General features: G+C 34.9%; 24 protein-coding genes. 9 read left to right on the top strand and 15 right to left on the bottom strand.

All coding sequences use genetic code 11. The annotated features are described in order from the left end of the window. Positions 1–10: 10 nt before the first annotated feature. The 6 genes from HYG93_RS00775 to ispH all read right to left on the bottom strand — a co-directional run bounded on the left by HYG93_RS00775 (position 11) and on the right by ispH (position 7,498). The gene (locus tag HYG93_RS00775; protein ID WP_178961650.1) at positions 11–3,613 is read right to left on the bottom strand and encodes a PilC/PilY family type IV pilus protein; all 3,603 of its coding nucleotides are present in this window, start codon (positions 3,611–3,613) and stop codon (positions 11–13) included. Between the two features lie 13 nt (positions 3,614–3,626). Then, entirely contained in the window at positions 3,627–4,481 is an 855-nt protein-coding gene (locus HYG93_RS00770) for a PilX N-terminal domain-containing pilus assembly protein (protein ID WP_178961648.1), read from the bottom strand. After that, positions 4,478–5,422 carry a PilW family protein gene (locus tag HYG93_RS00765; protein ID WP_120365236.1) on the bottom strand — a complete coding sequence of 315 codons (945 nt, stop codon included), beginning with the start codon at positions 5,420–5,422 and terminating at the stop codon, positions 4,478–4,480. Before HYG93_RS00765 ends, HYG93_RS00770 begins: the two co-directional genes overlap by 4 nt. Beyond that, complete coding sequence (gene pilV, locus HYG93_RS00760) at positions 5,423–5,938, bottom strand: type IV pilus modification protein PilV (RefSeq protein ID WP_117006873.1); 516 nt, start codon at positions 5,936–5,938, stop codon at positions 5,423–5,425. Then, complete coding sequence (locus tag HYG93_RS00755) at positions 5,935–6,381, bottom strand: Tfp pilus assembly protein FimT/FimU (protein WP_120363917.1); 447 nt, start codon at positions 6,379–6,381, stop codon at positions 5,935–5,937. The genes pilV and HYG93_RS00755 overlap by 4 nt, the downstream gene beginning before the upstream one ends. 166 nt (positions 6,382–6,547) lie before the next feature. Further along, the gene (gene ispH, locus HYG93_RS00750; protein WP_117006875.1) at positions 6,548–7,498 is read right to left on the bottom strand and encodes a 4-hydroxy-3-methylbut-2-enyl diphosphate reductase; all 951 of its coding nucleotides are present in this window, start codon (positions 7,496–7,498) and stop codon (positions 6,548–6,550) included. Positions 7,499–7,632: 134 nt separating this feature from the next. Here ispH and gmk point away from each other — a divergent pair, with 134 nt between their 5' ends. From gmk to bfr, 6 genes are all read left to right on the top strand, one after another. Then, the gene (gene gmk, locus HYG93_RS00745) at positions 7,633–8,256 is read left to right on the top strand and encodes a guanylate kinase (RefSeq protein ID WP_106983957.1); all 624 of its coding nucleotides are present in this window, start codon (positions 7,633–7,635) and stop codon (positions 8,254–8,256) included. A gap of 76 nt (positions 8,257–8,332) precedes the next feature. Continuing rightward, complete coding sequence (gene rpoZ, locus HYG93_RS00740) at positions 8,333–8,614, top strand: DNA-directed RNA polymerase subunit omega (RefSeq protein WP_120363916.1); 282 nt, start codon at positions 8,333–8,335, stop codon at positions 8,612–8,614. Positions 8,615–8,832: 218 nt separating this feature from the next. After that, a complete protein-coding gene (locus tag HYG93_RS00735) occupies positions 8,833–10,938 on the top strand; it encodes a bifunctional (p)ppGpp synthetase/guanosine-3',5'-bis(diphosphate) 3'-pyrophosphohydrolase (RefSeq protein ID WP_120363915.1) in 2,106 nt (701 codons plus the stop codon). A gap of 77 nt (positions 10,939–11,015) precedes the next feature. Then, on the top strand, positions 11,016–11,399 hold the full coding sequence (locus HYG93_RS00730; protein WP_106983954.1) for a RidA family protein: 384 nt from the start codon (positions 11,016–11,018) through the stop codon (positions 11,397–11,399). Between the two features lie 155 nt (positions 11,400–11,554). Next, positions 11,555–11,749, top strand: a complete 195-nt coding sequence (locus HYG93_RS00725; RefSeq protein ID WP_117006877.1) for a bacterioferritin-associated ferredoxin — start codon at positions 11,555–11,557, stop codon at positions 11,747–11,749. Positions 11,750–11,974: 225 nt separating this feature from the next. Next, the gene (gene bfr, locus HYG93_RS00720) at positions 11,975–12,439 is read left to right on the top strand and encodes a bacterioferritin (RefSeq protein WP_106983952.1); all 465 of its coding nucleotides are present in this window, start codon (positions 11,975–11,977) and stop codon (positions 12,437–12,439) included. A 31-nt stretch (positions 12,440–12,470) separates the two neighbouring features. Here the strand turns inward: bfr and HYG93_RS00715 are convergent, their stop codons facing one another. Then, positions 12,471–12,926, bottom strand: coding sequence for a pilin (locus HYG93_RS00715; protein ID WP_178961702.1), 456 nt, complete (start codon positions 12,924–12,926; stop codon positions 12,471–12,473). A 245-nt stretch (positions 12,927–13,171) separates the two neighbouring features. Here HYG93_RS00715 and HYG93_RS00710 point away from each other — a divergent pair, with 245 nt between their 5' ends. After that, positions 13,172–14,266 carry a glycosyltransferase family 4 protein gene (locus HYG93_RS00710; RefSeq protein ID WP_256733373.1) on the top strand — a complete coding sequence of 365 codons (1,095 nt, stop codon included), beginning with the start codon at positions 13,172–13,174 and terminating at the stop codon, positions 14,264–14,266. Here the strand turns inward: HYG93_RS00710 and HYG93_RS00705 are convergent. After that, the gene (locus HYG93_RS00705) at positions 14,235–15,302 is read right to left on the bottom strand and encodes a glycosyltransferase family 4 protein (RefSeq protein WP_227865844.1); all 1,068 of its coding nucleotides are present in this window, start codon (positions 15,300–15,302) and stop codon (positions 14,235–14,237) included. The two genes, HYG93_RS00710 and HYG93_RS00705, sit on opposite strands and share 32 nt — an antisense overlap. 102 nt (positions 15,303–15,404) lie before the next feature. Between HYG93_RS00705 and HYG93_RS19620 the strand changes: the two genes are divergently transcribed. Beyond that, positions 15,405–16,424, top strand: a complete 1,020-nt coding sequence (locus tag HYG93_RS19620; protein ID WP_372658366.1) for an acyltransferase family protein — start codon at positions 15,405–15,407, stop codon at positions 16,422–16,424. Positions 16,425–16,428: 4 nt separating this feature from the next. Here HYG93_RS19620 and glf read toward each other — a convergent pair whose 3' ends face one another. From glf to HYG93_RS00670, 6 genes are read right to left on the bottom strand one after another with little or no spacing between them, the layout of a single operon-like run. Further along, a complete protein-coding gene (glf, locus tag HYG93_RS00695; protein WP_178961643.1) occupies positions 16,429–17,520 on the bottom strand; it encodes a UDP-galactopyranose mutase in 1,092 nt (363 codons plus the stop codon). Positions 17,521–17,535: 15 nt separating this feature from the next. Next, positions 17,536–18,435, bottom strand: a complete 900-nt coding sequence (locus HYG93_RS00690; protein ID WP_178961641.1) for a glycosyltransferase — start codon at positions 18,433–18,435, stop codon at positions 17,536–17,538. A 4-nt stretch (positions 18,436–18,439) separates the two neighbouring features. Then, positions 18,440–19,396: a glycosyltransferase family 2 protein gene (locus HYG93_RS00685; protein ID WP_178961639.1), complete on the bottom strand. Its 957-nt coding sequence runs from the start codon at positions 19,394–19,396 to the stop codon at positions 18,440–18,442. A 9-nt stretch (positions 19,397–19,405) separates the two neighbouring features. Then, positions 19,406–20,395 carry a glycosyltransferase family A protein gene (locus tag HYG93_RS00680; protein ID WP_178961638.1) on the bottom strand — a complete coding sequence of 330 codons (990 nt, stop codon included), beginning with the start codon at positions 20,393–20,395 and terminating at the stop codon, positions 19,406–19,408. Beyond that, entirely contained in the window at positions 20,385–21,173 is a 789-nt protein-coding gene (locus tag HYG93_RS00675; protein WP_178961636.1) for a glycosyltransferase family 25 protein, read from the bottom strand. The genes HYG93_RS00680 and HYG93_RS00675 overlap by 11 nt, the downstream gene beginning before the upstream one ends. 1 nt (position 21,174) lies before the next feature. After that, positions 21,175–21,948 (bottom strand): DUF268 domain-containing protein, encoded by a 774-nt coding sequence (locus tag HYG93_RS00670; protein WP_256733374.1) that lies wholly within the window; start codon positions 21,946–21,948, stop codon positions 21,175–21,177. A 50-nt stretch (positions 21,949–21,998) separates the two neighbouring features. Here HYG93_RS00670 and HYG93_RS00665 point away from each other — a divergent pair, with 50 nt between their 5' ends. Next, the gene (locus HYG93_RS00665) at positions 21,999–22,895 is read left to right on the top strand and encodes an alpha-1,2-fucosyltransferase (protein ID WP_256733372.1); all 897 of its coding nucleotides are present in this window, start codon (positions 21,999–22,001) and stop codon (positions 22,893–22,895) included. A 13-nt stretch (positions 22,896–22,908) separates the two neighbouring features. Here the strand turns inward: HYG93_RS00665 and HYG93_RS00660 are convergent, their stop codons facing one another. Beyond that, positions 22,909–24,198, bottom strand: coding sequence for a glycosyltransferase family 1 protein (locus HYG93_RS00660; RefSeq protein WP_178961632.1), 1,290 nt, complete (start codon positions 24,196–24,198; stop codon positions 22,909–22,911).

Below are 24,198 nucleotides of genomic sequence, written 5' to 3'. Positions count from 1 at the left end.
ACACTTCATCCTAGTTCTTTTCATACCAACTTTGTGGGATTAGCTGATTACTTGCTCTGTAGATTGTACCTGTAATTTTATTACTTGATGGTAAAACGCCTAAAGATGCGATAACGCGGCGAGATGTTGGATCAGAACCTGGTCCCATTGTAATACCTAATAGTCCTTTACCTAATTCCAAGGTATTACCAGTCACATTATCTGTATTTTGACATTGACCATACGGCATACAGAAACGGTGCGCACGACTCGTACCATAAATACCAGCCCCACAACTTGCCGTTGAATCAGTGCCCTCTGCATTAAATGTACTTACATATAAATCATTATCAATTGCAATTAAATCACCTTGAACTTTTTCAATTGCTTTACGCCCTGTACTTGAGGTAAACGCGTAATACCAGCCTTTGTAGTTCGAAGTCTCTTTATTAGCAGCCAAATTTGCAGGGGCAGTCTGTCCTGATGTAATTGCATTTAATTCACGATTACTATCGGTAATCGCAAAAAGATTAGTTCGCGTAGGACTTGTTCCCAGTGTTGCTGTAGCAGGGGTCTTTGTCGTAACTACAGTGTCATAAATATTATATATAGCATCATCTGTTAAAGTCGTATTTAATGCTGTTGTTTCACCGTTTACAATATAAGTACCGTTCACTTGCTTACCTAATAGTGGCGTACTTCTATTCCCTGAACCAATACTGATTACAGCAAATAGACCGCCAGTTCCTTGATACACTGTAAATGCAGGCATTTCATAGAAGCGTGGGCTTACACCACCATCTACATGACCATTATAGATTCGTGTGATTTGAGATGCATAATTAGCTACAGTATCTGTAGCACCATGTGTGCTCTTTAAATCTACACGGAAAACCTGACCACCTAAATCGCCAAAATAAAGATGATCTACATCGCCATCACCATCGCGGTCAACCCCTTTAATTTGACTTACGACACTGTATTTTAGGTAATCACCATCTCCAATGAGTGTTGTTCCTGCTGTTGCAGGTGTTTTTACAGCATCATAAGTCGACCATAAAAACTCACCTGTGTTGGCATCAAACATATAAACGCCAGCACCCATGCCGTTTGTCTGATTATAGTTAAAGGTTTCATAACCAGGATCATATCCACCACCAACAAACATCACTAAACGGCGTTTGCCTTTCCATTGCACATTAGCAATGGTCGGTTTTGACCAGCTTTGCCCCATTTTTGCTAAGTTTGCATAACGTGACGTTTCAGCTGTACTTGATGGAGTTGCAAAACCATCCACACTACTATTCACTGGGTTAATGCGGAACTTAACAGTAGGTGAGTCCATATTGGTCAAATCTAACGCATAATAACTCCGCCCCCCCATCCGCAGTCCGCCATACACCCATTGTTTACCAAACTTTGTAGCAGAGTCGTAAACCTTAAACGTTTCATCTGCCGTGTTATATACATATTCAGTATGAGCTGTCCAAGCACCATCAACACCATAGTACAAATGATTCATACCATTTGAACTAGTATTAGTTGCATCTACCGTTTGCGGTGGATCTAAAAATGCTTTTCCTTGGGTTGCCAGCATTTCTTGCGGCACAAATGCAAAGACTTCTTGCCCTGCAGTGTTTCCAACAGTCGTTATCTCATCTGACTTCCCAGCTTTTACAACATGCAACACGCCCTGCGTTGTACCAAATAAGATATAGTCATCCCTATTGGTTGTATCCATATATGCATCTCGTGCGGCCACAGCAGCAGTTGTTGCTGTTGCTGCTTGAGCCGCTTGGGCTGCCACATAAGAAACTTTACCTGCTTGAGTAAGTAATACAGGCGTTGAATGCATTACAGCGCCAATTTGACGTAGTTCACTGGTTGTTTGAGGCAGTTGACTTAGATCAAAGTTAGAAGTTAACCCTTGTACTTGAGCAGCCGTAATGTCATAACCAAGCAAACCTAAGTAATAGCCACGGTTAGTTGGATCGGCTTTAATATAGTCTTCATTAACAGCAGTTAATGTTGTGCCATTACTGGTAAATACTTTACGGTTTAAGCTTGAACCCGTTTTTTGAAGATTTAAACGACTTAGCAGGCCACCTAATGCTTTTAAGCTTTGCTGATTAGCCGTCAACGTCGTATTTGTAGCATAATTTGGCGTCCATAAATCTTCATTAGCCGTATTTAAAACACTAGCACTGCTAAATAAAGCGGTATTATTTTTATCTTTTAAGATACCACCAGAAACATTATATTTTTTTAGATTACCCGTCCAAGCACGAAAGTCTTCAGAAGGTTTTGGTTGAAATTGTGGGAAATATGCATAAGGCTGAATAACTGAGGTATTCAAAACATCTTGCGGAATAGCAGATGTACCTGTAGTAATCGCTGGGATTGGAATTTTAATAGAATTTACAAAGTTGGTCACACTATTAACAATATCATTGGTATTAGATGCACTATACCAACCGCCTTTACCAGCAACAGCAGCTTTTGCTGCAGCAAGTGTATTTCCTGAGAAAGATTGACTTAATGTATCATCAGTATAAGTTGTCGTTGGATTATAAATTACACTCTGACCATTTGAATTTGAAAAGTTAAAAGCTGTACCAAAACCTACAACTGCTGTTTTAATCTCTACATTGCTATTATTTTTTTTCTGTTGAGAGTTTGCAGCCATAGATTGCACACATGACCACGAATCTGAATCTCCGCCCGTACACTGCGTATCAGTTAAAGCAAACGTATTACGCACTTTCGCATTGTATGTTGTTTTAGCTGATGATGGGTTATCTCCGGACGGATCACCATCCGTTAGATAATACACACCGTACCCAGCACAAGCAGTTTCAGTATTAGGGCTTGAAATATGATCAAATAGTCCAGATATACCTGTAGCATACGCACGCGAAATAGGCGTACCACCTGTAGCACTCCAAGTTTTTATTTCATTCAATAATGCCCCTCTATTTTCAGAATTCAACACCAGTGGGTTTGACTTAATTTCAGGAGTAGAATTTCGAAATGTTGTAAGACCAATTGATGATGTTGGCGGTAAAGGAGTATTTTCTGTAGCAAGTTTCCCACCATCGACAGAAGAATTTCCAGCAATTAAATCAAATAAGCTCCGCTTTAACATTGTTACACGGTCAGGGCAACTATAGGCTTGCTGAAGCTGTGAAACCCAAACTTTCTTCAACTCCCATCCAACCCATTTCCACTCCCAACCTCCGAAATCACGACTCTCTTTCAAACAGTTCTTCGCTTCAACTTGTGAAGTAATTTGAGCTCGCCTAGTAGTACTTAATCCATCAAACGTGCTCTCATTGATATAACAATATGAACCATTAAAGTCATAATTCACTCCCCCTAAAACACTACGAACAACTAAGCTCTCACTGGTACAACTTGTATTTGTTCCAAAAAAATCTCGTTGCACCGACTTATCTATTGACTGTGACATAGATCCAGATAAATCCAGCACAAACATTAATGTCGCACCACCATTTGTCGGCGCTTTATAAATCTCAATATCACTGGCATAAGTCGTTGCTGTTTGACACAACATTGCAGTTGAGAGAGCAGTTAAACCTGTTACTAAACCTTGTTTATATTTTTTGGTTTTCATTTTCATGTCCTCATTATTTGCTTAATGTCTGCGTCAAAGCATAATTGGCAACTTGTGTATGGGTAGGTACACCTAAATTTGATAAGCAACTTGAAACTGTGACTTTTGACAATTGTAAGTTTGCTTTTGTAGCCTCATTAGTGGCTTTATCTGCTGCTGATGTTGCTGGGTCATTAATCTTGCCATTAGCAGTCGCAATATCAACATCCAATTCAGCTTGCTTAGTACTTGGGATGCTATTAAAACGTGAATTAAAACATGCATTAATTTTGCTATTTAAGTCGGTAGCACTTAATGTTGAGGCACTTAAGTTTGGAAAAATCGACGTTGCATAAATTGTATACATCTGAGCAGGATCTTTTTTTGAAGACTCAGGATCAGTTCCCTTTTGCATATATTGGAAATCTACTGCATCCTTTGTATCCATGGCTTTTACAGCAATCTGCGTAATTACAGCACTACGACCCGAGGTAAAAAAACCGCTTTCAACCTTACAAAAACCACCACTACTCAAACCATCATTTTTAATAGATGTGCCATTCCAACTAATTAGACTTGAATTTGTAAGACTAAAAAAATTGGTATTACCAGATTTAAAACAAAATACTAATTCTTTACCAACATTATCTTCACCCTTGATATAACCAAACATTCCGTTTAAGGCCATATTTCTCATTAACTGGTCAGGATCTTCAATTTTAAATAATGCAGCATCTGAGTTTTGCAAAAGCAACTGTTGCGCTTGGCTCAATGTTGAAACCTTTAGTGATAAAACACTAGAGCGAATAGCCAAACTTCCAATGACAGTAATTGCAACAAGTAAAACCAAGACGATAATAAGCGTCGCACCCCGTTGATTTCTTATCATGAGCGACTCCCTAAAGCATTTCTTAACGCAACAGTTTGCATAATCGGTGTTCTAACATAACGATTCGGAAAGGTTGTTTTTTGAGTTATAGTCTGCCCAAACATTGAAAACTCTTGCGAAGTTGATACTGCTCGCTCAACGCTTGTATCTTGTGCTCTTGCAATCACACCTAACTGTACGGCAAGAATACGAGGTTTAGTTGTCGTAAGTGCATTATAATCAAGCACCGTCATATACTTCTTTCCACTTGTATCCTGTACTAGGAAGCGGACACGAAATAAATCAACACGCTTCATAATAATTTCACCACTACCATACAAACCCGCTGTATTTGAAGACTCTAACGCTGTTGCTACAGTTAGTCCTGATGAGTACCGACTTGATGCACAAGCCAATGCTGACTTTTCAGCATCTGTACCACTACCATTCGTATCAGTGCGTACAAAATAACGTTCTAAAATATAAATATTGGTACTATCAATTACTTTCCCTTCGCAATCATAACCACCTATTTCAGTAGGTCGATATTGAATGACCAATTGATCATTCACTACATCTTCAAAACTTGCAGGAGTTGTCGTAGCATTTTTTATACGCATATTACTGGTGTTAGTACTAATATTTGCCGTTACAAATTTGCTATTAAAATTAGTATTCAAGACTAATTTATTACTAACATTCGCTGAACTAAAAACAATACCAGAGAAGTTAGAAGTATTACTCAAGCTGGCTGAAGGGCTATTTAAATTAGCTTTGCGAATATTTTTTGCAATGTAGTTCAAGCCAAAGTTCTGGTCATCTTGTAAATCTGTCGTATTTTTTTGCATCGCAACGTTACGTTGACCACTTAGAAATAGTAAAAGTGCAGCAGCAACGATAATCAGCCCAAGAACAATCGAAATCATTAACTCAACGAGTGTGAAACCGGTTTGCTTTTTCATTTAGTAAACCTCCATCATTACACACGTTGAATTTGCTCTATATGCATTTCCATTCACACAGGAATTCGCATTAGAACTACTATTTGTAGGCAAAGTACTTCCCCAAGCAACAAATAAACATTGTCGCCCTGTTGTATTAGGACAAGCAGACATCCCCAACGTCATGCCATACTGCGTCGCATATGTTGATATTTCAGCCACATCAAAATCAGCAAGTTGAGCTTCATTGCAAGCTGAAGATGCACAGTCTGGAGTCGTACTAGCACGCGATTGCGTACCTGCGAGTTCTGTTAAATAAGTGTTTGTTGTACCATCCCAAGCAGTACGATTCACTCTCACGCGCTCAGCAAGATCTCGTGCAATATTAATTGCCTGAATACGCTGAGTACCTTCTACCGTTGCTTCCATTGCCCGGACCTGCAACATCACATAACCCAATACACCAATAGCTAAAATAATGAGCGCCACCAAAACTTCAACCATACCAACACCCTTTTGTGATGATCTTGCGCTCATGGACAACTCCCATCTTCAATTTTTTCAATTTGACCAAATTTAGTTAAGGTTATTTTTTTAGAACTTGTCGGATTAGTCGTTGAAGCACCTGAAGTTTTACATAATTCAACAACTGAAAATGTACTCACAAGTACGCCATTTCCATCAAATTTAAGCTCATCATTCGCTGGAGTCTTTAAAGCAACCTTACCTTCTTGCATCCAATTTAAAGTCGTCGGTGCATTATTGGCAGAAGACGCTAACTTTAAAGTAATTTGTCTTTTCTCCAAAATTGCTTTAGTTCTTGCTGCTTTAATCTCTTGAGTCAATGTATTTGTACTTTTCTTTAAATTTTGATTTAAGCTTATGGAGTTAAAAGAAGGTACTGCCATAGTTGCAATTATTGCTAATATTGCAATCGTGACCATTAGTTCTATAAGAGTAAATCCCTTACTTTTATACATGCACACTCCAAAGACTCAAAAACCAAATACCCTATTACAAATCATAGCGTGTTCACGTACAAACCAATTACAAATAGGGATAAAAGGTATAAAAAAACAGATAATTGCTAAAAAGCAATTATCTGTCAAATGTTTAAAAATATCAGAATGTTAAATAATTAACACTTTAAGCTTGTGTTACAGGAATACGTAACTCTTTCGGCAAACTAAAGGTAATGTTTTCTTCCCGACCAGCCAATTCCTGCGGCGCTTTTGCCCCCCAATCTTGTAACCGCTGAATCACTTGCTTAATTAAAATTTCAGGTGCAGATGCACCTGCTGTCACCCCAATTTTTGAGTTTTCTTCAAACCATTCTTTTTGCAATTGCTCAGCATTATCGACCAAATAAGCATGCTTACCCATACGTTCAGCTAGTTCACGCAAGCGATTCGAATTTGACGAATTTGGTGAACCTACCACCAATACCACATCACATTGTGTCGCTAAATCACGAACTGCATCTTGACGGTTCTGAGTTGCATAGCAAATATCATCTTTACGTGGACCCTGAATTTTTGGGAATTTTTCACGTAAAGCATCAATCACTTTTGCAGTATCATCAATTGATAAAGTCGTTTGCGTTACAAAAGCCACATGTGATGGATCTTTAATTTCTAAAGCACCAACATCATCTTCATCTTCCACCAAATAAATAGAACCACCTTGTTTGGTGTCATATTGTCCCATAGTCCCTTCAACTTCTGGATGCCCTTCATGACCAATTAAAATGGCTTCGACACCCTCTCGAGCATACTTGGTGACTTCAATATGCACCTTAGTCACTAAAGGACACGTTGCATCAAAGACTTTTAAACCACGGCGCTCAGCTTCCTGTTGCACCGCTTTTGAGACACCATGTGCACTAAAAATCACAATATTATCATCAGGAACTTCATCCAGCTCATCAACAAAAATGGCGCCACGCTGACGAAGATCATCCACCACAAATTTGTTATGTACCACTTCATGGCGCACATAAATGGGCGGGTTAAAGCATTCTAAAGCCCGATTGACAATCGCAATGGCACGGTCAACACCAGCACAAAAACCGCGTGGATTGGCTAAAACAATTTCCATAGAATCCTCAATGCCCATTCAATAATTTGGATATTCAACTGAAATAAATGTAAACAATAGATGTCTAACTCTTTAGTTTAAAGCGTGTCTGCTCTAAAATAGAGAAGATATTTTATCATATCAGGAAAAATATCATGTCGGGTCTCTTGTTTGTCGTTTCTGCAGCGTCAGGAACAGGCAAAACATCCCTCGTTAAAGCCCTACTCGAACGTGTAAACAACTTACATGTTTCTGTGTCTCATACCACTCGTGGCCAACGCCCTGGTGAACTCGATGGTGTTCACTATCATTTCTCAAACAAAGATGATTTCTTGGCTTTAGTTGCGAAAGGTGGCTTTATTGAATATGCAGAAGTATTCGGCAACTATTACGGGACTGCACAACAAACTGTAAAAGAACAACTTGAGAAAGGTCATGACGTCTTGCTCGAAATTGACTGGCAAGGTGCAGAGCAAGTTCGTAAGCTTTTTCCTGAATCAAAACAAATTTTCATTTTACCACCAAGCCAGTTTGACTTACGTCAACGCTTATCTAACCGCGGTACAGATTCTGTAGAAGTCATTGAGCATCGCTTAAGTTGCGCAGTCGAAGACATGCAACAATATACAAACTTTGACTATGTCATTATTAATGATGACTTTAACAAAGCCCTGCATGATCTAGAAGCTGTCATTATTGCGAACCGTTTGGTGCTGAATCAACAAGCCAATCGACACCAAGAGTTGATTCAAAAGCTAATTACTCCGACTTCGTTGTGATTAAAACTTGAGTCTATAGCCAAAGACTCTTATACTGCACAGTCTGTTAAAATTTATTATTCAAACGAGATTTCTTATGGCACGCGTAACCGTTGAAGATTGTTTAGACCATGTAGACAACCGCTTTGAGCTTGTACTAGTGGCAAGCAAACGCGCGCGTCAATTAGCACGTCAAGGCATTGAACCAACTGTTGAATGGGACAATGATAAGCCGACTGTTGTTGCACTTCGTGAAATTGCTGAAGGCCATGTATCTAAAGAGATTCTAAAGCAACGCGATCAAGACTACCAAACTTCAAGCCTTGATCTTGCACTTTCAGCAAACAATCTTAACTTGGATGGTTTTTCTTTCCAATAATTATAGATTGATGTAAAAAAGCCTAGTTTTTAACTAGGCTTTTTTATGTTCATGCTTTTATATTTGACCAATAACAGTTATAAATAAACAGATAGAAATGCTATGCAGATGTTAGTTTTTTCATTTTTTTGAATGAATAAATTGACAAGTCATGCAATATGCATTTCATTAGAGGATTAACCGTTTCATTTGTAAAATTTAGTAGTAAAAGGTGTTTTATGCCAGGCCCAGAGGTCAGTCAAGCCAAGCAACAGCTGAAAATCATTATCGACGCTTATCTACCAGAAAGTGATGTCGAACGTGTGCTTGAAGCTTGCGACTATGCCGACATCGCGCATGATGGCATTACACGTAAAAGCGGTGAACCCTATATTCTGCATCCTATCGCGGTCAGTTGTATTTTGGCCCACATGCGCATGGACTCAGAAACACTGATGGCTGCGCTTTTGCATGACGTTATTGAAGACACAGATTTTAGCAAAGAAGATATTAGCGAAAAATTTAGCAAAACCGTTGCAGAGCTGGTGGATGGCGTAACCAAGCTGAGCCAATCCAGTGATAAAGAATACAATAAAGCCGCGTCCTTCCGTAAAATTCTGCAAGCCACCCTACAAGATCCACGTGTCATTATTATTAAATTAGCCGACCGCTATCATAATATGACTACACTTGGCGCATTACGTCCCGATAAGCGCGCCCGTATTGCCAACGAAACTTTTGAAATTTTTGTACCCATGGCCCGCCTTGTTGGTATGAATGAAATGGCGGACAATCTTGAGCATCTGTGTTATCAAAATCTAGACCTCGATATGTATAACAATGTCCAAGTCGCTCTAGCACAGACCAAACCGAAACGTTGTGAATACCAAACCAAATGGGAAAACAACCTCAACACCCTGCTTCAAGAACACCACATCGCCGGCCGAATTAAAAAGAAAAATAACAATATTGAGCTCTTACGCCACTTCGTTAAAAATGACATCGATTTGCAAGAGCTGACTCATAGCCATGCATTTGAAATTATTCTACAAAGTATTGCAGACTGCGACCGTATTGCAGAAATCCTTCGAGATAGTTTTCAAGTACTTCATTATGCCGATCATATTCGTCGCCCACTCCCTGGTGGCAATCAATCCTTAATGATGCGCTTGAAAGGTGAAAAAACGACGCTATCGCTTACCATTCAGACTGAGTTAATGCGCAAGGCTGCCCGTTTTGGTGTGGTTTTAGGTGAAAATGCACCTCAAGCTTGTCGTTCAGCCATTCAAGCCTCTATGCAAAACCTCAACGTATTAGTTGATGGGGAATGTGCTAAAACAACTTTTAGTGAATTATTAGATTATCTTCATCAAGAAAAAATCTGGGTCTATACCCCACAAGGTCATTTACACGAATTACCTCAAGGGGCAACTGCAGTTGATTTCGCGTACTCAGCCAGCCTATTTTTAGGTAACCATGCTGTAGGTGCAAAAATTAATGGTGAAACAAAGCCATTATCAACACCACTCATGAGTGGTCAAGTCATTGAAATCATCACAGATGTACTCGCTACGCCTAACCCCGATTGGCTAAGTTTTATTAATACGCAAAAAGCACGTCGTGCACTACAAAATATTTTGCGTGATCAAGATTTAGATGAACAACGTCTGGTTGGGCAACAAGCCCTCAACCGAGCGCTCAAATTATTTAATCGCTCTGTGAACGATCTCACTACAGAAGATTGGCAAGATATTTTAAATTGGCGTCATATTGCAGATCAAAATCAGCTATTTGAACAAATTGCTGTGGGTGATTTATTACCACAATTGGTTGCTAATCATTTGTTTGCACAAGATTCAACACATAGCTCTACTGGCTCAGATCGCCTTATTCAGGGCACTGAAGGTGTAGATGTTAAATATGCACACTGTTGCAACCCTGTGCTTGGTGATCAAATTCAAGGGCATTTATCACGTCGAGGCTTGATTGTGCACCGCTCACGTTGCCACAATCTCTTACATGAGCAACACATGCATCCTGAAAACATCATGCCTTTACAATGGAATGCTGAAGAAATTGAAGATATTAGCTTTAGTGCTTTCCTTTGTATTAGTATGAGCATGACGGACGAGCAAATTTCAGAATTAATCTATCAATGCCGTAAAGAAAAAGTAGGGGTAGAATCTGTTCGTACACACGAAGGAAAGACATACGTTAATATTGTCGTGCATGACCGAAAACAAATTGCGAAAATTATTCGTGACTTACGTATGCTGTTTGGTTTCCCTCGTATTTCACGTTTATCACAGCCTATCAATTTTGCAGAAACATCGAAAGCAAGTTAATGTGCATGATCAGAGCTAAATATGCGCAACTGCATAAGAGATCTTGATTTTGCATGCCATGTTACAAGGAGAAAATGATGTCCCGCCAAGTGATCCATACTGAAAATGCACCTGCTGCAATTGGTACTTATTCACAAGCAATTTTAACTGGAAATACATTATACCTTTCAGGTCAAATTGGCTTAGATCCGTATAGCATGGAGTTGGTTGAAGGCATCGAAGCACAAGTACGTCGTGTTTTTGATAATCTAAAAGCAGTTTGTGAAGCGGCTGGTGGAACTTTAGCAGATATTGCAAAATTAAATATTTTCCTTACCGACCTCTCTCATTTTCAACTCGTTAACCAAATCATGGGCGAATATTTTGCTCAACCCTACCCTGCACGTGCAGCCCTAGGTGTCGCAGCACTACCAAAAGGTGCTTTAGTGGAAATGGATGGTGTGGTTGTTATTAATCAATAAGATACCTTCTTATAAAAAAGACCACCGATAGAGTGGTCTTTTTTTATTCAAATTCCCAATAACCATAAATTAAAAATGAAATGATTTTAATTGACAAACGATAATAATTATCAATAATATTACTTATCTTATTCATTCACTGTGGTTGTCGTCAAATGTACGTTTGTTTGTGCCGTGGTATTACAGATCAAGACATTAAAGATGCCATTGCCAATGGGGCTGAAAGTTATCGCGAAGTGCGTGACTTACTTGACCTTGGTACTTGCTGTGGTCGCTGTGCACCTGAAGCACGTGCAATCATTAGTGAAGAAGTTGCTATGATTGCCTCTAGACTCGCAATCGCGGCTTAAACCAAATAATCATAATGATAAATCAATAATCGTAAGATTATTCCTCCTCCCCCGCCATGACTCTAGGCGGGTTTGTTTTTTAGACCCTATTGTTTTTGATTGCGATTTTCATTTGCTGTTCAATAAAGTACTCGCCATCTAAGTCCATCTTGTTTAATATATTTTTTAATACAGTTTTTAGTGCCTAGGTCTATTTACTTTGGCAACTTTGATGGAGCAAATGCAATGAAAGGCAATCGTGATGTAATTAATCAGTTAAATCAGGTGCTCTACCATCATTTGACTGCAATCAACCAGTATTTCCTACATTCTCGTATGTTTAATGACTGGGGAATTGAGCAACTTGGTTCAGCTGAATATAAAGAATCGATTCGCCAAATGAAGCATGCTGACAAAATTATTGAGCGTGTTTTATTCTTAGAAGGTTTGCCAAACTTACAACACTTAGGAAAACTTTATATCGGCCAACATACAGTTGAAGTATTAAACTGCGATGTACGTAAAGTAAAAGAAAACATTGAAGCCATTCAAAAAGCTGTTGCCTTAGCAGAAGCACACATGGATTATGTAACACGTGATTTAGTCCAAGAAATTCTTGAGAAAGAAGAAGAATGGTTGGATTGGACAACAACACAATTAGATTTAGTTGAAAGTGTTGGTGTTGAAAATTATATTCAGAGTCAGATTTGATATTTTAAAGCCCGCAGTTGCGGGCTTTTTATTAAATGCCTTTACATGCTGAGGGTAAGTAGAGTTGCTTAATCTCCGTTGATGCACACTCCCAACGCGCCGAACCATTTCCTGCATAATTCATCATTGCAAAAATGAGTTTTTTACCAGCAACTCCCGCATTCATTCCAGAACTATTAAACGTAAATTCAAAAGCACAAACTGCGCTAGGATACGTTGTATTTAAGCTTATACTTTGTACATATTTAGAATTAATTAGTCCTGTTGATATAACCCCCATTTCTATCAAAGACGTTGGACAAGACCCCGTATCACCAAATACAGAAATCATCTCCCCTTTATAAGTACTTGCCATACCCAATGCTTCAGATACCTGAGAGCGTGTTGTATAATTTTGATATGCAGGAATAGCAATAGCAGCCAGAATACCAATGATGGCCACGACAATCATTAACTCTATTAATGTAAAACCTTTTTGCATTTTAATTTCCTAAATAACCAAATCATATATTGTGCCATCAAAAATCATGCCAAATATTTTTGAATAAAAATCATAAGCTTATTTTAAAAATTTTTTGATACATGTCATTTTTTGTCTAAATATAACAAACTATATCACTTTTTTACCGCCACAAATTATATACAATAGAGTCTATATTTTTTAGTTTATTCAAAATGAACACAAAAAAAATTTTAATGATTACTCGAAACCTACCACCACTCATTGGAGGTATGGAACGACTCAATTGGCATATAGCAGATGAATTGGGCCAAAAAAATGAAGTTCATTTATTAAGTCATATTGAAGCCAAAAAACAGGCACCTATCCAATGTAAATTTTATGGCGTCGCACTCAATCCATTACCTTTTTTTTTAATCTTTGCTTTTTTTAAAGCATTCTTTATTTGTTTATCACAAAAACCTGATGTCCTACTTGCAGGAAGCGGCTTAACAGGACCTATTGTAGTTTTTTGGGCCAAGGTTTTTAGAAAAAAAAGCATTATTTATCTTCATGGTCTAGATATAAGCAACAATAGCCGTGCATACCAAAAAATATGGATTCCATTTATTCGCTCAGCAGATTCAATTATCTGCAATAGTACTCCCACAAAAAAATTAGCACTAGACAAAAAAATTCAAGACTCAAAAATCTCCATTATCTATCCAGGTGTAAATTTCCCACCAAAAGAAAAAAACGAAGATATCACGAATAAATTAAAAGATAAATTTAGCCTCCATAATAAAAAAATTCTACTTTCTGTTGGGCGCCTTACCGAAAGAAAAGGACTATTAGAATTTATTCAAAACTGCTTACCGCAAATAGTCCAAGAATGTCCAGACAGCGTTCTTTTAATTATTGGTGATACAGCAAATAATGCCTTAAACAATAAATTTCAAAATAAAGAAGATTTACTCGAAGCAGCAAAGAAAATAAAGGTTGATCAACATATTATTTTTACAGGAGCTGTAGATGAACAAGCTTTAACGGAATTTTACTATATGGCAAGTATACATGTATTCCCTGTAAAACATATTCCAAATGATCCCGAAGGATTTGGTATGGTTGCTATTGAGGCTGCTTCGTATGGCTTACCAACTATAGCTTTTGCAACAGGAGGAATAGTTGATGCTGTGCAAAATGAAGAATCTGGTTATTTAATTCCTAACCAAGACTATGAAAAACTTACATTACAAATAATTAATTTTTTGCAAAAAGAAAATAACCTGGCCAAAAATTGTCAATTTTTTGCATCGCAATTCGCTTGGAAAAATTTAGGCTACAAGTTTGGAAAACTTATTGATTCAAATAATGATTCATCATCTTAATCGTCTCTTGCCAATCTGGAATACGCACATTTAGTTTATACTCCACAGAAATTTGTATTAATAGAGCTTCTGCTAGTTCTTCGTAATTTCCAGCAGAATATAATAACGCCTTATGTTCACCGATTAAAGGCAACATATCACCTATAGCAGTAGAAACAATCGCTAGATCCGTTGCCAGCATTTCATATGCCTTCTGTGGAAAACAATACTGACCAAACTCATCATCAGGAATACATAGAACGCCAACATCTAAAGCTTGAAATAATGTTGGAATTTTTTCATGCGCAAGTAAACCAAGATATATTACACGGTCATCATTAGGCAATGGAGTAGCAATCTCAGTTGGTCCTGCAAGGACTAAATAAATATCCTCTCGTTTAGTACGAATAATTTCCCAAGCATTTAATAAATCATGAATACCCTTCATTTTAGTTAAGCCACCTGCTGTACCAATTAATTTAGCATCTTGTGGTAGATTCAGTTCCTGCCGAGCATATGACTGATTACCAACTTTAAATAAACTTTTATTAATCACACTTGGCATGGGTACAATGTGAGCAACACTTGGATGTTCTATTTTTATTTTATCGGCAAGGCTATAGCTTGTAGTTGTAATCAGTTGAGCAGTATCAAGCGCTTTATGAAAAAAGCGACGAAATAAAGGAATACGCGCTTGACCATATGATTCAAAATTATCATAAAGATCAGCTACAAAAGGAATATTTAATTTTTTTGCTAGCCACGCACCCATAATAATATGTGGAATATCTGAGGCAGCAATAATCATCTCTGGTTTTTCGCTTTTTAGTTTTTTTAACAACGCAAAAGGGTATTCAAATATTTTTATTTTTTTCAAATACTTATAGCTATTTGAATGCCACTTTATTTGCTTTTCATCATTACTTTCATCCCAAAATCCATCATCATGATTTTGATAACTTAAGCAATAGCAGGTGACTACATGTCCCAGTAATGAGAGCTGATTAGGGATTTCGTACAAACGAGCATATTTATCCAAAATCACATCTTTAGACATATATTGACGCTTACAAATGAAGGCTACTTTCAATTACTTCTTACTCTTCTATTGAATTTAGAACATAAAAAAAGATAATGTAGCATATTTCCCAATCAATATATGAGTATGGCAAGAAATTATACTTTCGATTTTATGCGCGGATGCGCTGCACTTTTAGTCTGTATTGGGCATTTTTATGATTGGAACCAAAATTATAACATTATCCCGAGCTCTTTTATTTTAGCAGTTGATTTTTTTCTAGTATTAAGTGGGTTTGTCATTAGTCAATCTATCTTTTCAAAAAAAAAATTCAATCCATTTTACTTTGCAATGAATAGATGGATAAGACTATTCCCAGTTTTCATCTTATGTTATATATTGATTGCCATACCAAAAATTTTAATTTTGGAAAAATATACTCCTCCAAATATAATCGATTTAATTCAAGTTTTAATTATAGGAAAAATGCTCCCTATTAACTTAGGCACAAATTATGTAGACCCTCTAAGCATTTCCTACACTATTAGTGCTGAACTATGGGTAGGAATTATAATCTTCCCAGTGCTTTTTTTATTAAAAAATAAATTCAAATACATACTACTTTTACTTGTTATTGCATACACCTACTTTTTAATGATTCATTACTCACCCAACTACATGAATGTACATTCAATATTACTATATAATTATCTATACTTTGGAGTCATACGTTGTTTTCTAGACTACTCTCTCGGAATATTGTGTTTTTTAACCTATCAAAAATTAAAATTTAAAAAAAATAAAACTATTATTTTATTAACTTTTTTCACGTTAACCACTATAGTTCTGATCTACAAAGATATCAACTACAATAAAAATCTTGAATATTTAGCACCATTATTATTTAGTTTTTTGATATTTTTAGTTGCGCATATAGAAAATATTAAAAATCCTTACATATGCTTTACCTTTAAAAAGTTTGGTGAATTTTCATATCCTATTTATCTAATCCACCCACTTCTCATTGGGGCATTCAATTATCTAAAAATTTCACCTAACATATATTCATCAATGGTTTTCATTACAATATGTATGATTATTTCTTTGATGATTCATAAACACTATGAAAAACCATTGATGAATTTTATGATAAAGAAATGAAAGCTTATTTCCCTAAAATTTTACCCACTGCATTTAATGCAGCACCAACAACCTGATCCATATTGTAATAACGGTATTCTGCAAGTCGTCCTACAAAAGTCACGTTTTCTTCAGCACTTGCTAACGCTTGATATTGTTTAAACAATTTTTCGTTTTCATCACGTGGAATTGGATAGTATGGATCGCCTTCTGCTGTAGGATATTCCCTGACAATGGAAGTTGATAAATGTTTTTGACCTGTTAAATGTTTAAATTCAGTAATACGAGTAAAGTCAAAATCATTTGGATAATTCACCGTACCTACACTTTGATATTGCTTAGTATGGGCTAAATGTTCATGCTCAAAGCGTAATGAACGATAAGGCAGATGACCAAATTGATAATCATAAAAAGCATCAATTGGACCTGTATACACAATGTGGTCAAATTGATTTTTTTCATTCAAGACATCTTTAAACTCAGTTGAAGTTTGCACCTGAATATTTGGGTGATCGAGTAAATTTTCAAACATTGCCGTATAACCATGTAATGGCATAGCTTGATACTTATCTGTAAAGTAGCGATCATCCGAATTGGTTCGTGTCGGAATACGTGCAGCAACACCCGCTTTTAACTGAGAAGGATCAAGCCCCCACTGTTTTTTAGTATAGTTTAAAAAGAATTTTTCATAAAGATCACGGCCAACAGAGTTCAACACCACATCCTCACTGGTTAATACTCTTTCTTTTGGCTCACGTACTTTCTCAAAAAATTCAGCTGCTTGCACTTCCGTTAAGTCTAAATTATAGAGCTGATTTAAAGTATCGCGGTTAATTGGAAATGGATATTCTCTTCCATCTACCACGCCACGTACTCGATGCTCGTATGGATACCACTCTGTATATTTCGATAGATAGTTAAAAATTCTTTCACTATTGGTATGAAAAATATGCGGGCCATATTGATGGATTAAGATGCCATGTTCATCTTTTACATCAAAAGCATTACCAGCAATATGATCTCGACGATCAACTGCTAAGATTTCATGCCCAGCTTCAGCCAGTTCACGTGCACACACAGACCCTGCAAAACCTGCCCCTACAATTAAAATTTTCAAAATATTCCCCAATGATCAATACTTTGGATGTCGTCCTAACTTACCTTTTATACCATCATATGTTGCAGTACACCAAAGTTTTAAACCTTTCCAATTCCATTTTTTATGAATGAGAAAATAATATAAATAGCGTATAAAATCTAACGGCAATAAGGCAGCATTTCCATCTTCTATAAATGCAACTGCTCTATTTCTAAACATATAATAATTTTTAAAATCTGAATGTGCATCGCGAATAATTATTCGGCCAAACAAACATGGTACTCGCTCTGTATCATCACTAGGATGATAAAACTTGGCACTCGTTAGTGTTCCAAATTTAATATTATTTTTAAAAAAACGTTTTGTATATTCAACTTCATCACCACGTATAAAAAACTCTTTACGTGGCAATCCTACTTTTTCGACCACAGAACGATGAATTAAAAGTCCATTAAACAAGTTAGCTTCTTGAATGAGAAAAGTATCTTTAGGGATTTGGTCCACATGACCACGAATTTGTTTTTTGTTTATCCAAACAGGAAAAGCAAGTTGCTCTTGATTATTGATATTAATTTGTAATGGAGAAACCGCATCCAATTCTTTATCAATTAAAACTCTATAAAGTTTTTCTAAACACAATGCATCGGGATAACCATCGTCATCCATCATCCATATATATTCTGCACCTTGCTCTAAGGCATATTTGATCCCTTCGAAAAATCCACCAGCTCCACCTAAATTTTTGCCTAGGGAGAACCATTGAACTTTATCTAGTAATTTTTTTTGTTGGATAAACTCTTTACTACCATCTGTAGAACAATTGTCTATAACGATCACTTTCAAGCTAAAACTTGATTGGCCAACTAGACAATTTAAAACCTTAGATAACAACTCTTTTCGATTAAAAGTTACAACGATAATATGAACTATCAATCTACTACCTCAAATAACTATTAAAATTAAAGATATATTTTTTTGATATTCTAGATATTCTCTTCAGAGGTAATAAACTCCATTCGATGAGCTTAATATGAATACCCAATCTATAAAAATAACGCAACTGATCTTTATGTGCTTTTGACTGTGCCATATCTATAATTTTTGACCAATAACATGGATCTAAACAAAATGCTTTCCTACTAAAAAATATTAATCCTTTTATGTAGTTATCCAAAATTTCAGAATCATTAATTTTAGCATACAATTTTATCATATTTTCAACATTACACTTTAATGCTGTGTTAGAAGTATATGGTTTTGATAATCTTTCATTTCTATGATGAAACCAAATACCGACGATATCTGGCCTAAATATCCACTCTATATTAGAATTAAGAAGAACATTAAAAAGCCACTCAAAATCCTCGCCATTATTAGAATAAATATTCCATTTCAGACGTTCTATATATTTTCTTTTATAAACATGAATTAGCGGAATTCCTAAGGTAGAACCTGCAAATATAGCTTGATAGCCATTGTCAAATTTATCTGTAAAGTTGCTCGGATATTCTTTAAAGTTAAAATCAACATTTTTTAGATTATATGTCGACATACCAGCATTAGAATTATAGAGCTCAATATACTGTTTATAAGCAATTTTAGGTATTAAATAATCATCATCATCTAAAAACCGAATAAGATCACCTTTAGCAATAGAAAGTCCATAATTTCTTGCATTTGAGACATTACCAAATTCTAAAAAGTGATATGCAACTGATGGATGACTAAAAGATCTTTCAATGTTAAAATTATGTCTATTCTTTCCATTAATTACTACAATTATTTCACACACAATATCTTTAGCACACAATAAAGCACTTTCAATTGCTCTCTGTAAAAAATCAAATCGCGTACCCATAGTTGGTATAATAATACTAACTTTTATTTTAGACATTAAATAACACTATCCTTTTCTAATAAATAAACCAATTTTTAACTTAAATCGTAAAACTCTAAAAATATGATTTGCCAATCTTTTAGGTAATAAAATCCATTCAATTATAATTGGGTTAAACCAATATGGAATTTCATATTTTCTTAAATGTATCGGTTGAACTGTTTTATTTAAGTTCCTTGCTACAAAAGATTTAGATGTCCAATAAAAAGGTGCGAAGAAAAAACTACTATGGATACTTGACCAAATACCTTCAACAGCCGATTTTTTTCTATCAATTGTCAATCTATTATTTAAAGATAGATTTTCTAAACATCTATAGATAGAAGAAAATCGGTTCTTTCCAAATTGTGGATGTGCATATGCATAGGACAACCTATCAACATTATGTTGATACCAAACACCAACGACATTTTTATTTGTTATCCAATTTACTTCACAACTTTCAGCAATCAGTCGCATCCAAGATTCATCTTCAGCAATACTGATCATTTCTGGCCATTTAAGCGTTTTAATTAAGCTAGTTTTATAAACTGTCGCGAATGTTAAAGCCGGACAATTAGCACTTAAAACAGCAGCACAAAAATCCTTATAATGTATTGGTAGGACTATCTGATATCGCACTGACTGATCTTCAACTGCTCCCCCATATGTAGACAGATCTGCATCTGACTTCAACATCTCTAGATATTGTTGATAAGCTATATCAGGATATAAAAAATCATCATCATCCAGAAAACGAATGAACTGACCTTTAGATTTAGATATACCATAATTCCTTGCTTTGGAAACCCCCCCATCTTCAACTTTATGATAAGTTACTAAAGGATGCTGGAAAGCATTCTCTAAGTTAAATAGCATTCCATCTTTACCATTTAATACTACTATAATTTCTGTTTTTATAATGGCATCATCTAGTATTGCACTTTTAATTGCGCGTTTTAAAAGATCAGATCTTCTACCTGCACTTGGAATAATAATACTAACTTTAATAGTCATTTTTACCATCCTTATGTATTTGCCTATAACCATTAAATACAAGAAAAAAGCGATAAAAATCATTTCTAAAACGATTAAATACTTTCCCAAAAATCCTCTGATCTAAAAGCCTTTTTACAAATATTTTATTATTAAAAAATTTAGAACGCTCTTCCTCAATATTACTATCTGATAAATCTTCAGGATGAATAAACAACGGATAATAATATATTTTTTTATTAATTTTTTTATTAATTTTATACCATAAATCAGCTATATCTAGGGTTTTACTATGATAATCTACTAGAGCTTTAGCTGTCTCCCTATCCACTACATATGAACAAGCCCCAAAAATAAATTTTACTGAAAATTCAGGTATCTCATAGAAGAATTTTAATTTCCGCCCAAAGATATACTTTTCAAAACCAAAGTTTGATTGATCTCTTAAAATAAATATGCCTTGAAGATCAATATTTGAAAATATATTTTCTAATAGTAAAATATCAGAATCAGAGCCAACAACATCATCTTCCAAAATTAAACAATATTTTTCTTCTGTGTCTAAAAAAACCTCTAAAGCTTTTATATGACTGAGTGTACATCCCAATTCACTAGGAGTAATTATTTTATTAAATTTGCTAAAAAATTGATGAAGATAGAAAAAGTAATTTTTTGCCAATAACTCTTTACCATTAACAGCTTGAATACATTGCATATCTTTATATTTTTTTAAAAATTTTACAGATAACTTACTACGACGAAGTTCATCATGTTTCAATGATATTAAGTATATCTTCATTTTATTTTTTCAACTTTCTAACAATAAAAATACCACACCCGTAATTACAATCAAAATTATTAGATGATTTTTCCTGAATTAAAGATACATCTTCATATAAATTTCCAAAATCATCGATATAAGAGAAGTTAAGTATTTCAAAATCTTTATCCAACCAATTTAATATATATTTTATACTGAATATCCTATGGGCATTAAAACAAACTTGTTGTGGACCTATTGGTACTGAAAAGTATAAAACACCATCACATGCAAGATATTCACTTATCTTTTTTAAGCCTTTTATATACCCATCCACATTAACACTATCACCATATCTCCCTAAACCAAAATGCTCTATAGCATGCAAACATGAAATAGAGTGATACTTTTTTTTTACTTCATGATTTGACATTAAATCACATTGTACAAAGTTAACATTCTTAATCTGGCTCTTAATAGGACGTATATCCAAAACATCAACAGTCATAAAAGTTGCTAAATGTGCAACAAAGCCATCTAATCTTGAGCCTATGTCTAAATGATTTTGAGGTCTCTCTTTATAAATTTTTTGAGCAACATATAAGTCTTGATGAAAATATTGATTTGTGACATCACCTGCTGAATCAGCCTTATCAAATAAAATAGGTAATATTTTAATCTGCCATCTTTCACTATGATTGTTATTTTCAGATCGGAACTTAAGAAAATCTTTTAGAAACCACATCCAGCCCATTAGCGTTAACTTAAATTTCCCCCAGTCTGCTCCAAAAATTGCAAAAAATTTTCTTAACATAGCAATCAAATCTCTCAAAAATGTTTATTTATTAAAAAATTATCTTCAATTTGTGTATTATATATATAACTACGTCTATCTCATATCTTAGCATGAAAAAAAGAAATTATATTATTGTTAGACTAAAAGGCGGTCTTGGAAATCAATTATTTCAATACTATACAGCATACAGTCTAGCGAAAGAAAAGAACTACAGATTAGTATTGGATACATGCAACCTAAAAAATGATAATTTAAGGGATTTTAGCTTACATCGTTTAAATATCAATTCCCCTATAATTAATAATAATTATTACAGAAAATTTTTTATATTTTTCAACTCAATTCGAGAGCTCTCTTTACCATTTTTTCATCATGAGACTATTGAATATTCTTTCGATGAAAATATTAAAAATATAAATAGAAGTACTATTTTAAATGGTTACTATCAGAACGAAAAATATTTTATAAAAATAAAAAATGAAATGAGAAGTAATTTTAACTTACTTAACGAGAAAATTAAAAGCAAAGATATTTTAGATATGATAAAAAATAATAATTCAGTTGCTCTTCACATTAGAAGAGGTGACTATATTACAGACGTTTCAACTCATGAAAAACATGGAGCATGTGATCTTAGTTTTTATAATCAAGCAATAAATTATTTCTCAAAAAATAATCCTTATTTTTTTATTTTCAGCGATGATATTGAATGGTGCAAAAATAATATAATTATAAACGGTAATTTTATTTTTATAAGTGATATATGTAACAGTGATATTGAAGAATTCTTATTAATGAAAAATTGTAAAAATTTTATCATATCTAATAGTACTTTTAGTTGGTGGGCAGCATGGTTAGCTAGCAACAATGATAAAATTGTGATTTGTCCCAAAAATTGGTTTAAAGACCAAAAACTTAACACACTATCTAAAGAATTAATTCCTGATAGCTGGTTAAGTTTTTAGTAAAACAACTAAACTAATAGATTAATAATTTTTGAACATTTTGCTCAAAATTATATTTTAAAAATCTTGTTATATTTTTATTGCCTCTACAAATCAAAATTTCACATAATTTTCCATCCGTCCACATCTTTATTATAGAATTACAAAGCTCAGATATATTCAATGGATCATTAATAAATAGAGCACTCCCTCTCACTACCTCTGGCAAAGAAGTATTATTTGATGTTAGAACTGGCGCACCACACATTTGCGCTTCTATCACAGGTATACCAAACCCTTCGCCTAACGTTGGAAATACAAATGCTCTACAGCATCTTAAAAGACATAATTTTTCTAAGTCTGTGACATAGCCTGTAAGATGAACATTTTTACTTTTCTCTGGTTGCTCATAAGAAGATAAATAATTATAAACTTTATGCTGACTAAAATAATTTTGATCCACCTTACCAGACAACAGTAAGGGCCTACTCAAATCTCCACGTGTAGCCAAATGATAAGCTTCAACCATTCTATGAATATTTTTTCCAGCATTTAAGGCCCCCACATAATACATATAGCACCCACGCTTAACCCTATATTTTTTTAGCACTTGATCTTGCACTGTTAAATCTTCACTTAACTTAAGTAATACTTCATCAACAGGTACTGGCTGATAAATTACACTTGTACGCTCTGCTAAATGCGGAAAAAACTCTAAAAACTCATTTCTAGTATGATTGGAAACAGTCAAAATTTTATCTGCAAAGTTGGCAGCAGAAATTCGCCTATACATATATCGCTCCCACTTTGAACGATCCTTTAGGTGCATAACATCATGTACCACTTGCACGACTTTATGTTTATTTGACTTGATTGTCATTGGTGAACTACAAAAGATAATGTCATTTTCACCAAAACCATCTAATGCAATATTTGTCATTCCAATACAATTTGGAAAAAGTACAGAATAATGTGATGAATTATAAAATAATGGAGAGTTCACATAACCTTTTAATTTTGAAAGATACTCAAATCCATCTACATTAGAACTTTTGCTTGTACATATTTCAAAATTATTTCTATTTCCTAATAGAAATTTTATATATGCATTCAATTCTTCAAACTTATTATCAACATAATGATCTGCATCGACCAATGATTGAATAATTTCACTTGGCTCTCTTGCTTGAGTTAATAAGTAATTTTCATACCCTAAATGACATGTTGCATCCATCATAGACTTCGTAAATTGATAAATACCTCTCTGATAACTACTTCTAAACTCATAACTACAATAAAGAATTTTGCGCAATTTTTTGTCCAT

This window comes from Acinetobacter sp. SwsAc6 (genome assembly GCF_013391565.1).
Lineage (GTDB): Bacteria > Pseudomonadota > Gammaproteobacteria > Pseudomonadales > Moraxellaceae > Acinetobacter > Acinetobacter cumulans.
Note: the sequence above shows the minus strand (reverse complement) of the source record. Positions and strands in the feature narration are given on the sequence as shown.

Bases quoted from the DNA above. Each gene is read 5' to 3' on its own strand.
- HYG93_RS00775 (WP_178961650.1), bottom strand. From the start codon at position 3,613: ATGAAAACCAAAAAATATAAACAAGGTTTAGTAACAGGTTTAACTGCT.
- HYG93_RS00770 (WP_178961648.1), bottom strand. From the start codon at position 4,481: ATGATAAGAAATCAACGGGGTGCGACGCTTATTATCGTCTTGGTTTTA.
- HYG93_RS00765 (WP_120365236.1), bottom strand. From the start codon at position 5,422: ATGAAAAAGCAAACCGGTTTCACACTCGTTGAGTTAATGATTTCGATT.
- pilV (WP_117006873.1), bottom strand. From the start codon at position 5,938: ATGAGCGCAAGATCATCACAAAAGGGTGTTGGTATGGTTGAAGTTTTG.
- HYG93_RS00755 (WP_120363917.1), bottom strand. From the start codon at position 6,381: ATGTATAAAAGTAAGGGATTTACTCTTATAGAACTAATGGTCACGATT.
- ispH (WP_117006875.1), bottom strand. From the start codon at position 7,498: ATGGAAATTGTTTTAGCCAATCCACGCGGTTTTTGTGCTGGTGTTGAC.
- gmk (WP_106983957.1), top strand. From the start codon at position 7,633: ATGTCGGGTCTCTTGTTTGTCGTTTCTGCAGCGTCAGGAACAGGCAAA.
- rpoZ (WP_120363916.1), top strand. From the start codon at position 8,333: ATGGCACGCGTAACCGTTGAAGATTGTTTAGACCATGTAGACAACCGC.
- HYG93_RS00735 (WP_120363915.1), top strand. From the start codon at position 8,833: ATGCCAGGCCCAGAGGTCAGTCAAGCCAAGCAACAGCTGAAAATCATT.
- HYG93_RS00730 (WP_106983954.1), top strand. From the start codon at position 11,016: ATGTCCCGCCAAGTGATCCATACTGAAAATGCACCTGCTGCAATTGGT.
- HYG93_RS00725 (WP_117006877.1), top strand. From the start codon at position 11,555: ATGTACGTTTGTTTGTGCCGTGGTATTACAGATCAAGACATTAAAGAT.
- bfr (WP_106983952.1), top strand. From the start codon at position 11,975: ATGAAAGGCAATCGTGATGTAATTAATCAGTTAAATCAGGTGCTCTAC.
- HYG93_RS00710 (WP_256733373.1), top strand. From the start codon at position 13,172: ATGGAACGACTCAATTGGCATATAGCAGATGAATTGGGCCAAAAAAAT.
- HYG93_RS00705 (WP_227865844.1), bottom strand. From the start codon at position 15,302: ATGTCTAAAGATGTGATTTTGGATAAATATGCTCGTTTGTACGAAATC.
- HYG93_RS19620 (WP_372658366.1), top strand. From the start codon at position 15,405: ATGAGTATGGCAAGAAATTATACTTTCGATTTTATGCGCGGATGCGCT.
- HYG93_RS00685 (WP_178961639.1), bottom strand. From the start codon at position 19,396: ATGTCTAAAATAAAAGTTAGTATTATTATACCAACTATGGGTACGCGA.
- HYG93_RS00680 (WP_178961638.1), bottom strand. From the start codon at position 20,395: ATGACTATTAAAGTTAGTATTATTATTCCAAGTGCAGGTAGAAGATCT.
- HYG93_RS00675 (WP_178961636.1), bottom strand. From the start codon at position 21,173: ATGAAGATATACTTAATATCATTGAAACATGATGAACTTCGTCGTAGT.
- HYG93_RS00670 (WP_256733374.1), bottom strand. From the start codon at position 21,948: ATGTTAAGAAAATTTTTTGCAATTTTTGGAGCAGACTGGGGGAAATTT.
- HYG93_RS00660 (WP_178961632.1), bottom strand. From the start codon at position 24,198: ATGGACAAAAAATTGCGCAAAATTCTTTATTGTAGTTATGAGTTTAGA.